12 protein-coding genes and 1 pseudogene are annotated in these 13,289 nt (G+C 73.4%); 11 read left to right on the forward strand and 2 right to left on the reverse strand.

Annotation, left to right across the window (positions count from 1 at the left end):
* Positions 1 to 123 precede the first annotated feature (123 nt).
* The 11 genes from FNH09_RS08520 to FNH09_RS49750 all read left to right on the forward strand — a co-directional run bounded on the left by FNH09_RS08520 (position 124) and on the right by FNH09_RS49750 (position 10,979).
* Positions 124 to 1,095: an SMP-30/gluconolactonase/LRE family protein gene (locus tag FNH09_RS08520; RefSeq protein ID WP_162468271.1), complete on the forward strand. Its 972-nt coding sequence runs from the start codon at positions 124 to 126 to the stop codon at positions 1,093 to 1,095.
* Between the two features lie 88 nt (positions 1,096 to 1,183).
* The gene (gene crcB, locus FNH09_RS08525) at positions 1,184 to 1,639 is read left to right on the forward strand and encodes a fluoride efflux transporter CrcB (RefSeq protein ID WP_152886137.1); all 456 of its coding nucleotides are present in this window, start codon (positions 1,184 to 1,186) and stop codon (positions 1,637 to 1,639) included.
* The gene (locus FNH09_RS08530) at positions 1,636 to 2,028 is read left to right on the forward strand and encodes a DUF190 domain-containing protein (RefSeq protein ID WP_152886138.1); all 393 of its coding nucleotides are present in this window, start codon (positions 1,636 to 1,638) and stop codon (positions 2,026 to 2,028) included. Before crcB (FNH09_RS08525) ends, FNH09_RS08530 begins: the two co-directional genes overlap by 4 nt.
* A complete protein-coding gene (gene crcB / locus FNH09_RS08535; protein WP_162468272.1) occupies positions 2,025 to 2,399 on the forward strand; it encodes a fluoride efflux transporter CrcB in 375 nt (124 codons plus the stop codon). The genes FNH09_RS08530 and crcB (FNH09_RS08535) overlap by 4 nt, the downstream gene beginning before the upstream one ends.
* Before the next feature lie 73 nt (positions 2,400 to 2,472).
* A complete protein-coding gene (locus tag FNH09_RS08540) occupies positions 2,473 to 3,309 on the forward strand; it encodes an undecaprenyl-diphosphate phosphatase (RefSeq protein ID WP_152886139.1) in 837 nt (278 codons plus the stop codon).
* 192 nt (positions 3,310 to 3,501) lie between these two features.
* Complete coding sequence (locus FNH09_RS08545; RefSeq protein WP_152886160.1) at positions 3,502 to 4,212, forward strand: FadR/GntR family transcriptional regulator; 711 nt, start codon at positions 3,502 to 3,504, stop codon at positions 4,210 to 4,212.
* Between the two features lie 11 nt (positions 4,213 to 4,223).
* Positions 4,224 to 5,240 carry an asparaginase gene (locus FNH09_RS08550; RefSeq protein ID WP_152886140.1) on the forward strand — a complete coding sequence of 339 codons (1,017 nt, stop codon included), beginning with the start codon at positions 4,224 to 4,226 and terminating at the stop codon, positions 5,238 to 5,240.
* Positions 5,241 to 5,340: 100 nt separating this feature from the next.
* On the forward strand, positions 5,341 to 6,276 hold the full coding sequence (locus FNH09_RS08555) for a glutaminase (protein ID WP_152886141.1): 936 nt from the start codon (positions 5,341 to 5,343) through the stop codon (positions 6,274 to 6,276).
* A 75-nt stretch (positions 6,277 to 6,351) separates the two neighbouring features.
* Complete coding sequence (locus FNH09_RS08560; RefSeq protein WP_152886142.1) at positions 6,352 to 7,692, forward strand: hypothetical protein; 1,341 nt, start codon at positions 6,352 to 6,354, stop codon at positions 7,690 to 7,692.
* Between the two features lie 447 nt (positions 7,693 to 8,139).
* Positions 8,140 to 9,534 carry a polyprenol phosphomannose-dependent alpha 1,6 mannosyltransferase MptB gene (mptB, locus tag FNH09_RS08565; protein ID WP_152886143.1) on the forward strand — a complete coding sequence of 465 codons (1,395 nt, stop codon included), beginning with the start codon at positions 8,140 to 8,142 and terminating at the stop codon, positions 9,532 to 9,534.
* On the forward strand, positions 9,531 to 10,979 hold the full coding sequence (locus FNH09_RS49750) for a glycosyltransferase 87 family protein (RefSeq protein WP_152886144.1): 1,449 nt from the start codon (positions 9,531 to 9,533) through the stop codon (positions 10,977 to 10,979). The genes mptB and FNH09_RS49750 overlap by 4 nt, the downstream gene beginning before the upstream one ends.
* Positions 10,980 to 11,038: 59 nt before the next feature.
* Here FNH09_RS49750 and FNH09_RS48315 read toward each other — a convergent pair.
* Together FNH09_RS48315 and rho are read right to left on the reverse strand one after the other, a co-directional pair.
* Positions 11,039 to 12,097, reverse strand: a pseudogene (locus FNH09_RS48315) (D-alanyl-D-alanine carboxypeptidase family protein); the annotation flags it as partial.
* A 99-nt stretch (positions 12,098 to 12,196) separates the two neighbouring features.
* The coding region (gene rho, locus FNH09_RS08580; RefSeq protein ID WP_152886145.1) for a transcription termination factor Rho at positions 12,197 to 13,289 on the reverse strand (1,093 nt) is incomplete at its 5' end.

Raw genomic sequence — 13,289 nt, forward strand, 5'->3', positions numbered from 1 at the left:
GGGCCCTTCCGTCGTCCGGACCGTCGGCCTGACCGTCGTCCGGCCCGTCGCCCGTCCGGCGCGTCTGCGATGATCCGGTGGCTCCCACCGACATCCCGCTCCCGAACGAAGAGGCAGGCGCCCGTGGCCCGTTCCACCGCTCTGGTTCCCGTCCGCCGTGTCGCCGTCGGCGGCCGCGGACCCGAGGACGTCGTCGTCGACCCCCGCGGCCGGGTGCTGACCGGGGTCGAGGACGGCCGCATCCTGCGCCTGGACGGACTGACCGGTCAGGAGCCGGCCCGGGTCGAGGTGCTCGCCGAGACCGGCGGCCGGCCCCTCGGCCTCGAACTCCTGCCGGACGGCGCCCTGCTGGTGTGCGACGCGGAACGCGGACTGCTCACCGTCGACCTCGACGCCGGCACCGTCCACGTCCTCGCCGACTCGGTGGCGGGGGAGCGGCTGCGGTTCGCCAGCAATGTCGTCGCCGGGCCCGACGGCACCGTCTACTTCACCGTCTCCAGCCGCCGTTACCCACTGGGGCAGTGGATCGGCGACCTGGTCGAACACACCGGCACCGGGCGGCTGCTGCGGCTGGCGCCCGGCAGCCGTACGCCCGAAGTGCTCCTGGAGGGACTCCAGTTCGCCAACGGGCTCACCGTCGGCGCCGACGGCTCCTTCCTGGTGATCGCCGAGACCGGGGCCCGGCGGCTCGTCCGCTACCGGCTCACCGGACCGAAGGCGGGCCACGCCGAGCCCTTCGTCGAAGATCTGCCGGGGATGCCGGACAACATCGGGCGCGCGGGTCCCGAGGGCCCGATCTGGGTGGCGCTGGCCGGCCCGCCCGTCCCGCCGCTGGACCTGCTGCACCGCGCCGCGCCGGCCGTGCGCCGGGCCGCCGCCGCGGTGGCCGTGCGCGCACCCTTCCGCCCGATCGGCACGTCGGGCGTCCTCGCCGTGGACGACGAAGGACGGGTGCTGCACCACCTCACACACCGCAGCCCCCCGTTCCGCATGATCACCGGTGTGTGCGAGACCGAGGGGCATCTGATCCTGGGGAGCCTGTGGGAGCGGGGCGTCGCGGTCTGCGAGGCACCGGCTCCCCCGGCTCTCGGATGAACCCGCTCGCGGTACCCGGCGTTACCCTGTTGACCGGCCGTGGTCACCGTTCTGGTGCGACGAGGCGCCCCAGCGGGAGACGTACGACATGACAGCCAGACAAGCCGAGAGCGTCCGCACCTCCGCCGTGCGGCGCGACGCCCTGCGCGGACAGCTCCCGGTGGTCGGGGTGGTCGCCGTCGGCGGAGCCCTCGGCGCCGTCGCCCGCTACGCGGTCTCCCTGTGGTGGTCCGCGCGGGCCGGCGGCTTCCCCTGGGCGACCTTCTCGATCAACGTCGTCGGCTGTGCCGTGATCGGCGTGTTCCTGGTGCTCGTCACCGAGGCGTGGCGCCCCCACCCGCTGCTGCGCCCGTTCTTCGGCACCGGGGTCCTCGGCGGCTTCACCACCTTCTCGACGTACGCGGTCGACATCGAGAAGCTGCTGCGGGCGGGGCACCCGGGCACGGCGTTCGGCTATCTCGCCGCGACCCTGTGCGCGGCGCTCACGGCGGTCTGGCTCGCCGCGACGGCGACCCGCCGCGTCCTGACCTGGAGGCAGTCATGACGGGAGAGACCCTGGGCGCGCTGCGCCTGACCGTCTTCATCGGCGAGAGCGACCGCTGGCACCACAAGCCCCTGTACAGCGAGATCGTCCACCGGGCCCACCGGGCCGGCCTCGCGGGCGCCAGCGTCTTCCGGGGCATCGAGGGTTTCGGCGCCTCCTCGCGGATCCACACCGCCCGGCTGCTGTCGCTGAGCGAGGACCTGCCCGTGGCGGTCGTGGTCGTGGACACCGAGGAGCGCGTACGGGACTTCCTGCCGCAGCTCGACGAACTGGTCACCGAGGGACTGGTGACCCTCGAACCCTGCGAGGTGGTCCGGTACGTCGGACGCACCGGAGAAACCGGCGGACCGGGCGAAGGCGGCGAAATGGAAGGTAAGAAGTCGTTGTGAACTGGGTGCTCGTCGTCATCGGTGGCATGGTGGGTGCCCCGCTGCGCTATCTGACCGACCGGGCGGTGCAGTCCCGTCACGACTCCGTCTTCCCCTGGGGCACCTTCGCCGTCAACGTCGTCGGCTGTCTGATCCTGGGCCTGCTGACCGGTGCCGCGACGGCCGGTGTCGCCGGGCCCCACCTCCAGCTCCTGCTGGGAACCGGTCTGTGCGGGGCCCTGACGACGTACTCGACCTTCTCGTACGAGACACTGCGGCTGGCCGAGACGGGCGCCGGGTTCTACGCCCTCGCCAACATCGTCGCGAGTGTGACGGCGGGCCTCGGCGCGGCCTGGGCGGGGGTGTGGATCGCCCAAGGAACGTGGGCGTGACTGTTCCGGGCCGCCCCGGACGTAGTAAGACTGTCTACAGCACTGTCGACCAACCTCCTCAGAACTGGATTCCATGAGCGCCATCTCCGTCGGCCAAGCCGTCGTCCTCGGAGTAGTCGAGGGAGTGACCGAGTTCCTCCCCGTCTCCTCCACCGGCCACCTGAAGATCACCGAGGGGCTGATGAACATCCCTGTCGACGACAACGCCGTCGTCGGCTTCTCGGCCGTCATCCAGGTCGGCGCGATCGCCGCCGTGCTCGTGTACTTCTTCAAGGACATCGTGCGGATCGTGTCCGCGTGGGGCCGCGGACTGGCCAACCGCGAGGAGCGCCACAGCCACGACTACAAGTTCGCCTGGTGGGTCATCTACGCGACGATCCCGATCGTCGCCGTGGGTCTGGCCGCCAAGCCGCTCATCGAGGGGCCGCTCGCCTCGCTGTGGGTGGTCGCGGGCTCGCTGATCGCCGGCAGTTTCGTGATGTGGGCGGCCGACCAGATGGGCCGCCACAAGCGCGGTGAGGACGACACCTCGTTCAAGGACGCGATGCTGGTCGGCAGCTCCCAGATCCTCGCGCTGCTCTTCCCCGGCTTCTCGCGCTCCGGCGCCACCATGTCCACGGCGCTCATCCTGGACCTGGACCGGGTGGCCGCCACCCGCCTGTCGTTCTTCCTCGGCATCCCCGCCCTCACCGGCGCCGGCCTGTACGAGCTGAAGGACGCGCTGGGCACGGGCGTGGGCGCCGCCCCGCTGGTGGTCGGCACGGTCGTCTCCTTCGTGGTCGCGTACGCCTCCATCGCCTGGCTGCTGAAGTTCGTCGCCAAGCACTCCTTCAACGCCTTCGTGATCTACCGGATCGTCGTCGGCCTGGCGCTGTTCGGTCTGCTCGCCGGCGGTGTGATCGACGCCTGAGTGCGCCGGCCGTGCGCGACGGCCGTGTGCGACGGGACACAGGGTGCGGGGTGTGAAGCCGGTTTTCGGCCTTCACACCCCGCACCTTCGTTTTCGGCTGCTTGACAGGTTGCTCCCGTCAACCGCAGGATCGTTCCTGTGAACCTGTCAGACAGCCAGACAGGTGGTGTGGCACCGCGGCGCGTGAGCGCCATGGAGGCGGTGCTCGGCCACCTCCGCGGTGCCATCGAGAGCGGCACCTACGCGATCGGTGACAAGCTCCCCTCCGAGGCCGAGCTGTGCCGCACCCTCGAAGTCTCCCGGCCGGTCCTGCGCGAGGCGCTGCGCGCCCTCCAGACGATGGGTCTGACCGTCTCCAGGACCGGAAAAGGCACCTTCGTGGTCGCGACCGCCGTCGAGGACCCCACCTTCGGCGACTACGCGGCCAGCGACCTGCTGGAAGTACGCCGCCACGTCGAGATCCCGGTCGCCGGGTACGCGGCGCTGCGCCGCACCCCGGAGAACCTCGACCACCTGGCCCACCTGCTGGAGCGCATGGAGCGGGAGACGGACACCACCGCGTGGGTCGCGATGGACACCCTCTTCCACCTCGCCGTGGCCGAGTCCGCCCAGAACCCGGTCTTCCGCCGGGTCATCGAGGAGATCCGGGACGCGCTGGCGCGCCAGTCCGCGTTCCTGACCGAGCTGGCCGGCCGGCGCGAGCAGTCCAACCGCGAGCACCGGGCCATCCTCGAAGCGCTGATCGACGGCTCCGAGTCCGACGCGGTGGACGCCATGTCCCACCACCTCGACCGTGTCGAGACCACCCTCACCGACATCGTGCGCAACACCCGCACGGGCCACCCCACCGAGAGCCGACCCGGGGCGATCCCCGCGGGCCGGTCCCCGTCCCTCCACCAGTGAGCCAGCCAGTGATGCACAGCAACGACCTCGCGGACGCCCCCGCGACCCGCGAACCCCGCCACGCCCCCGTCGCCCACCTCATACGCGCCGGGCTGGTCGAGGGCACCCACTACGGATCCGTCGTCGTCCTCGGCCCCGAGGGCGAGGTCCTCCTCCGGCTCGGCGACATCGAGGCCGCCTTCTATCCGCGCTCGGCCCTCAAGCCGGTCCAGGCCGTCGCCATGGTGCGGGCCGGGCTGCCGCTGGAGGGCGAGCTGCTCTCGCTGAGCGCCGCGAGCCACTCCGGCGAGGAGCGCCACCTCGCGGGCACCCGCCGGATCCTGGAACGGGCCGGCCTCACCGAGGACGACCTGCGCAACGTGCCCGACCTGCCCTACGACCCGGTCGTCCGCGACAACTGGGTGCGCGAGGGCAGACTGCCGTCCCGACCGGCCCAGAACTGCTCCGGCAAGCACGCGGCCATGCTGTACACCGCCCGGCTCAACGGCTGGTCCCTGCACGACTACCTCGACCCCGGCCACCCCCTCCAGCAGGCGATCGCCGCGAGCGTCGAGGACCTGACCGGGCAGCGCGTCGCCCGGGTGACCGTCGACGGCTGCGGCGCCCCGCTGTTCGCCGTCTCCCTGCACGGCCTGGCCCGCGCCGCCGCCCGCATCGCCTCCGCGCCGCCCGGCAGCCCGGAGCGCCGGGTGGCCGACGCGATGCGCGAGCACGCCGAGATGGCCTCCGGCAGCGGCCGGGACGTGGCCGCGCTGATGCGGGCCGTCCCCGGACTGCTCGCCAAGGACGGCTTCGAGGGCGTCCAGGTCGCCGCGCTCCCGGACGGCCGGGCCGTCGCCGTCAAGATCGCCGACGGCGCGAACCGCGCCCGTGTCCCGGTCGCCGCGGCCGCCCTCGCCCGCGCCGGCGTCGACCCGGGGCTCCTCACCGCCTTCGCGGGCGAGACGCTGCTCGGCGGCGGCGAGCCGGTCGGCTGCGTACGACCGGTCGACGCGCTGGACCCGACAGAGCTGTCGGTCTGCGCCTGAGCGGATCCGGCCGACGACGCCCGCGCACCGGAGGCCCGGTGCGCGGGGGGCGGACCCGGTACGTCCCGTGGCGGCGCGGCCGGACCGGTCCGGAGGGAGAATGGCGATCATGACGACGTCGTCCCTCACGTTCCAGCCGGTCCTGGAGCGCATCGCCGACGAGATCGGGCGCACCCCCGGCCGCGGCCGGCCCGCCGACTACATCCCGGCACTGGCCGCCCGCGACCCCCGCAGCTTCGGGATGGCCGTGGCGGAACTGGACGGCACGGTGTACGGGGTGGGGGAGTGGCGCGAGCCGTTCTCCACCCAGTCCGTCACCAAGGTCTTCACCCTCGCCCTCGACCTGGCCCGCGAGGGCGACGCCCTGTGGGAGCACGTGGGCCGCGAGCCCTCGGGCAACCCCTTCAACTCGCTGGTGCAACTGGAGTACGAGCACGGCATCCCGCGCAACCCGTTCATCAACGCCGGCGCGCTCGTCGTCACCGACCGCCTGCTCACCCGTACCGGCGACGCCGCGGGCGAACTGCTCACCTTCCTGCGGGCCGAGAGCGGCAACCCCGAGCTGTCCTTCGACCAGGAGGTAGCCGCCTCCGAGACCGCGTACGGCGACCGCAACGCGGCCCTCGCGCATTTCATGGCGTCCTACGGCAACATCGACAACCCGGTGCCCCTGCTCCTCGACCAGTACTTCCGCCAGTGCTCGATCACCGCCTCCTGCGCCGACCTCGCGCTCGCGACCTCCTTCCTGGCCCGGCACGGCATCCGGGCCGACGGCACCCGGCTGCTCACCCGCAGCCAGGCCAAGCAGGTCAACGCGGTCATGCTGACCTGCGGGACCTACGACGCGGCGGGCGACTTCGCCTACCGGGTGGGCCTGCCGGGCAAGAGCGGGGTGGGCGGCGGCATCATCGCCGTCGTACCGGGCCGCTGCACGCTGTGCGTGTGGAGCCCGGGGCTGGACGAGCGCGGCAACTCGGTGGCCGGGGTCGCCGCCCTCGACCGCTTCACGACCCTCACCGGCCTCTCCGTCTTCTGACCTCACAGAAAGCCCGAAGGCCGCGCACAGAAAAGCAGTTGAACGGGTTTCGGGAGGTCGGCGAAGATCGCCGATATGTTCTCGCGCAGGAATCGCCGTCCCAAGTCCGCGGAATCCCGTCCGAACTCCCCCCAACTGATCGAGGCCTGGGAATCCCTGGACCAGGGAGACATCCCCGGAGCCCTGCGCTCCCTGCGGGCGCACGCCGAGCCGCTGCCGCCGGGCGAGGTCGCCGTCGTCGTCGCACGGGCCGCCCGCGAGGCCGGCTTCGACGACCTGCACACCGCCGCGACCGCCCTCGCCGCCCGCCCCGACCGGGCGCAGGAGCTCTACTCCTACGGATACGCGTGCGTCGAGCGCGGGGTGTCCTATCTGGCGATACCCGCCCTGCGCGCGGCCCTGGACCTGGCGCCCGACTCCGGGGCGGCGCTGCGTGAACTCGTCTCGGCCTACGAGCGCGAGGGCAGGCATCCCGAGGCCGCCGACGTGCTCGGCGCGCGGGAGAGCGCCCTGAACCCCTGGCCCGACCGCTATCTGCTGGTCTACAACGCCCTGATGGCGGGCGACCTGGAGCTGGCCCGCCGCCAGCACGCACTGCTGCCGGACCCGGAGGACGAGATCTGGCTGGGTGCCCAGGACCGCCAGCGGCACATGCTGGAACGGGCCGCGGCCGCCGAGCAGGCCACTTCGCTGGACCTCCACGACCTGCGCGGCTGGCAGTTCGTGATGGGCGGCACGGTCCTGGGGACGCTCTCCCCGTACGGCTTCGACGCCGGGATGACCGGACGGTTCGCCTGGCTCCAGGACAGCCACGACCTGTGCCTGCGCGGACTGCTGCGCCTGCGCACGACGCTGGCGGCCGGCGAGGTGCGCCCGCGTTCGGTGTCGCTGCTGCCCGGCCGCGGCAGCCGCATCCTGGGCCTGGCCGCCGCCGAGGTACTGGACCTGCCGGCCGTGGAGTTCGCCGCCGACCGGCAGGACACCGTCGTCATCGCGTACGACCTCGACGAGGTGGCCCGTGCCGACCAGGGCCCCGAGACCATCGGGCAGCTCCTGGAACGGACTCCGGGCCAGGTGCTGCACGAGCACGCGAGCTCCTGGACCGACCGGCCGGTCGTCACCGCCGACAGCGTCACCCTGCTGTACCAGTCGGTGACGGCGCCGTGGGAGGGACAGCTGGGGCAGGGGGAGAGCGGCACGCTGGAGCGGGGCGCGCCCGACGACCGCCCCGCGGAGGACGTCGCCGCGGAGATCGTGGCCGCCGACCCGACGCCCGACGAGGGCGACGGCGGCACACCCGCGGACCCCGACGACCGGCTCGCGGACTTCGTGGCCGCCGTGCGCGGCACCTGGCTGCAAGGGAACCGGACCGGCCTCCGCACGTCCGGCCCGGTCCGCAGCTCCCGGTTCGTCTGACGACCCGTCCCGCCCCATGGCGGCGGTCCGCCCGATGCCGGCGGTCCGCCCGATGCCGGCGGTCCGCCCGATGCCGGCGGTCCGCCCGATGCCGGCGGTCCGCCCGATGCCGGCGGTCCTCCCCACGTCGGTGGTCCACCCCACGCCGGCGGTCCGTCCACCGCGCTCGGTCCGTCCGTGGCTCGCGTTCCGTCCACCGGGCTCAGTTCGTGCGTGGCTCGCGTTCCGTCCGCCGGGCTCGGTCCGGGCGCCGCCCTCGAACTTCCGTCCGACGTCCTCGGTTCGCCCCGTGTTCGCGGTCCGCCCCGGGTTCCGGGGGACGGAAGTCCGAGGTCGGTCGCCGTTTTCCGGAGCCGATCACGCGTCGGTCACGCGTAGGTCGCCGCATGGCAGGCGGTGTGTCGCCTTCCGGCCATCCGGCGTTGACACGCTGACCGAGTGTTGGCCATGGCATTTCCCGTCGATCTCCGCCGCTGCCAGGCTCTGGGCCTGGCCGGTACCGCCGTCCTAGCGCTGGGCGGTGAGACGGCCGGTGCGCTGCCGGCCCGGGAACTGCCCGCCCCGGCCTCGGTCCAGGCCGCTCTCGGCCTGGTCGGCGTGTACTTCGGCGTCGTCCTGCTCATAGCGGCCTGGGTGCTGCTGGGCCGTCTGGTCCGCAGCGCCGACCCGCCGAGCCCGCGCGCTCTGCTGCTGGTGCTCGTGGTCTGGGCCGCGCCGCTGCTGATCGCGCCGCCGCTGTTCAGCCGGGACGTCTACAGCTACCTGGCCCAGGGCGCCATGGTGGACGCCCACATCAACGTCTACACGCACGGACCCGCACAGCTGGGCGGCCCGCTCGCGGAGGAGGTCGCCCCGCTGTGGCGGCACACCGCGGCCCCCTACGGTCCGGTGTTCCTCGGCGTCGCCTCCGCGCTGTCCGGCCTGACCCGGGGCGAACTCCCGGCCGGGCTCATCGGCATGCGACTGGTCGCCCTGTTCGGGGTGGCCCTGATGGCGGCCGCGCTGCCCCGCCTGGCCCGCCACTGCGGGGCCGATCCGTCCGCCGCCCTCTGGCTCGGCGTGCTGAATCCGCTGGTCCTGCTGCACCTGGTCGCGGGCGCCCACAACGACGCGATGATGCTCGGACTGCTGGGCCTCGGCCTGGTCGCGGCCCTCGGCGCCTGGCCGATCCTGGGCGGGGTCCTGGTCACCCTCGCTGCCCTGGTCAAGGCACCGGCGGCGCTCGGACTCGCCGCTGTGGTGGTGCTCCAGGTCCGGGCGGGCCGCCGTCCGGCCCGCGCCGTGCTGACGACGGCGGCGGCCTGCGCCGCCACCACGGTCGCCGCGACCGCGATCGCGGGCACCGGATACGGCTGGACCCGCGCCCTGGGAACCCCGGTCTCGCCGCACAACTGGGCGCTGACCAGTCTGCTGGGCAGCGCCACCGGAGCCCTGCTGAAGCGGCTCGGCAGCGACCTGGCGCCGCTGGCGATGCCCGCCTGGCACGTGCTCGGCCTCGCCGTGACCGGGGTCCTGGTCCTCGCCATCTGGTGGCGGCTGCGCCCGCACCCCGTGTACGCGCTCGGCCTGAGCCTCGCCACGGTGGCCGCCTTCGGCCCGGCGATCCGTCCCTGGTACGCCCTGTGGGGGCTGTTCCTCATAGCCGCCGCCGCGCCCAGCACCTCGGTACGGCACCGGGTGGCGGCCGTGACGGCGGTGCTGGCCCTGGCCGTGCTGCCCAGCGGCGGCCCGGCCGACGTCGGGCAACTGGTCCTGGCGGTCTCGGGCGGGGCCCTCGCCCTGGTCGTCCTGTGGCAGGCCCATCTGGCGGCGCACGCACCGGCTCTCGGACGGACGGCATGAGATCACCTCGCACCGACGCGGGCCGGCTCCTGGTGGTCCTGGTCCTCGCGTCCGCCGTGACCGTCTTCACCGCCACGGTCCCGCTGCTGCGCGACTGGTTCGACCTGCGCGTCTACTACGGCACGGTCGACAGCTGGATGCACCACGGCGGCCGGATCTACGACTACCAGGTGCCCGGCACGACCTACGGCTTCACCTACCCGCCGTTCGCGGCCTTCGTCATGCTGCCGATGGCCGTGCTCGGCCTGCACACCGCGGTCGCCGTGGCCCTGCTGCTGAACCTGCTGGCCCTGGCGGCGGCCCTGCGGATGCTCACCGGCCGGGCGTGGCGTCGTCACGGCTGGTACGGCTGCGCCCTCGCGGTCTGTGCCCTGGCCCTGTTCGAGCCGCTGCGGGACACCTTCAGCTTCGGCCAGGTGAACGTGCTCCTGCTGGCGCTCGTCCTCGCCGACGGCTGGCTGCTCGCCACCGGGCGGGGCCGCTGGGCGGGCGTGGGCATCGGTCTCGCGGCGGCCGTCAAGCTGACGCCCGCGGTGTTCATCGGCCTGCTGCTGGTGGCCCGGCGGTGGCGGGCCGCCGCGGTGGCGACGGCGGTCGCGGCCGCGGCGACCGCGCTGGCCGCCCAGGTGGACCCGGACGCCTCGCGGTTCTACTGGACCGAGGCGCTGTGGGACACCACTCGGGTGGGCCGCCTCGACTACATCTCGAACCAGTCCCTCCAGGGGATCCTGGCCCGCCTGGGGGTCCTGGACCGTGCGGTCTGGGCGACGCTGGTCCTGGCGGTGCTGGCCGTGTGGGTGCTGCGGTCCCGGCGGGCGGTGGCGGCCGGCGACTGGCAGGCGGCCTTCGCGCTCACCGGGCTGACGGCCTGCCTGGTCAGTCCGATCACCTGGGTGCACCACCTCGTGTGGCTGCTGCCGTCCTTCGTGGTCCTGGTGCGCAGCGGGCACCCGCGGATCGCGGGCGCCCTCTACGCGGTGCTGTGCAGCAGTGTGGTGTGGCTGTGGTTCGACGACTCCTCCGGTGTGGACGGTTTCGTCGGCGGCAACACCTACGCGTGGATCACCCTGGGCCTGCTGCTGTGGCTGCCGGTCGGTCAGTCCCGCGGCGCACGCGATCCCTTCGCCCGCAGGGCCACCACCAGCGCTCCCGCGCAGAGGCCCGCGGCTCCCGGGACGGCCCAGGTCCGCAGCCAGCCCCGACGGTCCGCGGCGGCGACGGGACGGGCGATCGGCACGCTGGTGGAAGCGGCGGACGGTTCCGTGGTGGGGGCGGCGGACGATTCCGCGGTGGAGCCGGCGTGCGGTACCGCGGTGGAGCCCGCGTGCGGCGTGGGCCGCGGTGCGTCGAGCGACCCCACGGGGTCGACCCGGTCGGCCGCCGCGAACCCCCAGTCGAGCAGTTCGCGGGCCTCCTCGTACACCGCCAAGCCGCCGCCCCCCTGAGGGTTCATCACCGTGACGACCAGGGTGCGGCCGGCCCGCTTGGCGGCGGCGACGAGCGTGTTCCCGGCGTTGCTGGTGTAACCGTTCTTGATGCCGATCAGCCCCGGGTACGGCGCCACCCCGTCCTCGCCGGTGAGTAGCCGGTTGGTGTTCTTGATCCCGAACGACGATCCGGCGTCGCCCGGGAAGTGGGCCTCGATCGTGCGGCAGTACTGCGCGAACTCCTTGTTGCGCAGCCCTTCCCGGCCGAACACGGCCAGGTCGTACGCGGAGGACACCTGGCCGGGCGTGTCGTAGCCGTCGGGGGAGACGACGTGGGTGTCGCGGGCACCGAGGGTGCGGGCCTTCTCCTGCATCAGGGTGGCCGTGGTGTCCCAGCCGCCGCTGAGCGAGGCCAGGACGTGCACGGCGTCGTTGCCGGAGTTGAGGAACACCCCGCGCCACAGGTCGGCGATCCGGTAGGTGTGTCCTTCCTCGACCCCGACGAGGCTGCTGCCCGGTCCGATGCCTTCCAGCTCCTGATGCTTCACCGTGTGTTCCATGCCCTCGGGCAGCAGCGGCAGCACGGTCAGGGCGAACAGGGTCTTCAGGGTGCTGGCGGGCGCCAGTGGGCGGTGCGCGTCATGGGCGGCGAGGACCGCGCCGGTGCGGGCGTCGGCCACCGTCCAGGACAGCGCGGAGACGTCCGGGACCTCGGGTGCTCCGGGGCGGAGCCGGACCTGTGTGCCGGGCTGTCGCAGCAGATCGGGCTGCTCCGCCCCGGGCCGGGCAGCTCCCGCGGCCCCGGAGGTCGTTCCGGCCCCGGAGGTCGTTCCGGCTGCGGAGCTCGCCCCGGAACCCGTACCGGGTGCGGCGCTCTCCTCGAAGCCCGCTCCGGGTGCGGCGCTCGCTCGGGGTGCGGCGCTCTCCCCGAAGCGCGCTCCTGGTGCGGCGCCCGCTCCGGGTGCGGCGCTCTCCCCGGAGGTCGTGCCCGGTGCGGCGCTCGCCCGGAAGTCCGCGCCGGTCCCGGAGTCCGTTCCGGCCCCGGCGGCCGTCACCACGGGGGCGAGGGCGAGCACGCCTGCCGCGCCGAGTGTGCAGGCCGACCGAGTCAACCGAGATGAGAATCCGATTGTCATACTGCAAACGTAGAAACGGACTGCCGCGAGGTCGCGCTCTCAGGGCCGAACGTGACCCGCTAGCACTCGGATGCCGTACTCGGGGGCGTATCTGACGCCTCAAACGGCGGGCAGCGTCGGCTGGATCCGGCGCAGGAAGGCCGCGTTGTCGGGGGTCTCGCGCAGCCGCTCCAGGAGGGTCTCCAGGTTCGTGTGGCCGTCACGGGTCAGCAGGGCGCGTCGCAGCCCCCGCGTCACGGCCAACTCGGGCGGAGTCAGCAGGAGTTCCTCGCGTCGGGTGCCGGAGGTGGCGATCTCGACCGCCGGGAACACCCGGCGCGCGGCGAGTTCGCGGTCCAGGCGCAGTTCCATGTTGCCGGTGCTCTTGAGCTCCTCGAAGAACAGGTCGTCGGCACGGGATCCGGTCTCGACCAGGGTGGTGGCGAGGATGGTGAGCGAGCCGCCCTCCTCGGCCTGCCGGGCGGCGCCGAAGAGCCGCTTGGGCCCGTGCAGCGCGGCGGCGTCGACACCGCCGCTGAGGGTGCGGCCGCCCGCGCCGGCGGCGTTGTTGTGCGCCCGGCACAGCCGGGTCAGCGAGTCGAGCAGGACGACGACGTCCTCGCCCGCCTCGACGAGCCGCTTGGCCCGTTCGACGACGAGCTCGGCGAGCGCGATGTGCTGCCGGGGCGTCCGGTCGAAGGTCGAGGCGTACACCTCGCCGCGCACGGAGCGCCGCATGTCGGTGACTTCCTCGGGGCGCTCGTCGAGCAGAACCACCATCAGGCGGCACTCCGGGTGGTTCCCGGCGACCGCGGCGGCGATCTGCTGGATCAGCACGGTCTTGCCGGTTTTCGGCGGAGCCACGACGAGCCCGCGCTGACCCTTGCCGACCGGGGTGAGCAGGTCCATGACCCGGCCGGCGAGCCCGGACGCGGGATGTTCGAGCCGCAGCCGCTCGTGCGGGTGCAGCGGGGTGAGGTCCGCGAAGTTCCGGCGGCGGCGCGGCTCTTCGGGCGTACGGCCGTCGACGCGTGCGACCTCGGCGAGGGTGCGTCGGTCGCCGCGCACCCCTTCGACGAGGTCGCCCTTGCGCAGGCCGTACCGGCGGACCAGGGCGGGGGAGACCTGGAGGTCCTCGGGGGTGGGCAGGCAGTCCGCGGCGCGCAGGTGCCCCTTCCCGCCCGCGTCGATGTCGAGGACACCGGTGACGGCC

This window comes from Streptomyces adustus (assembly GCF_009377175.1).
GTDB lineage: Bacteria > Actinomycetota > Actinomycetes > Streptomycetales > Streptomycetaceae > Streptomyces > Streptomyces adustus.

Bases quoted from the DNA above. Each gene is read 5' to 3' on its own strand.
- crcB (WP_152886137.1), top strand. From the start codon at position 1,184: ATGACAGCCAGACAAGCCGAGAGCGTCCGCACCTCCGCCGTGCGGCGC.
- FNH09_RS08530 (WP_152886138.1), top strand. From the start codon at position 1,636: ATGACGGGAGAGACCCTGGGCGCGCTGCGCCTGACCGTCTTCATCGGC.
- FNH09_RS08540 (WP_152886139.1), top strand. From the start codon at position 2,473: ATGAGCGCCATCTCCGTCGGCCAAGCCGTCGTCCTCGGAGTAGTCGAG.
- FNH09_RS08545 (WP_152886160.1), top strand. From the start codon at position 3,502: ATGGAGGCGGTGCTCGGCCACCTCCGCGGTGCCATCGAGAGCGGCACC.
- FNH09_RS08550 (WP_152886140.1), top strand. From the start codon at position 4,224: ATGCACAGCAACGACCTCGCGGACGCCCCCGCGACCCGCGAACCCCGC.
- FNH09_RS08555 (WP_152886141.1), top strand. From the start codon at position 5,341: ATGGCGATCATGACGACGTCGTCCCTCACGTTCCAGCCGGTCCTGGAG.
- FNH09_RS08560 (WP_152886142.1), top strand. From the start codon at position 6,352: ATGTTCTCGCGCAGGAATCGCCGTCCCAAGTCCGCGGAATCCCGTCCG.
- mptB (WP_152886143.1), top strand. From the start codon at position 8,140: ATGGCATTTCCCGTCGATCTCCGCCGCTGCCAGGCTCTGGGCCTGGCC.
- FNH09_RS49750 (WP_152886144.1), top strand. From the start codon at position 9,531: ATGAGATCACCTCGCACCGACGCGGGCCGGCTCCTGGTGGTCCTGGTC.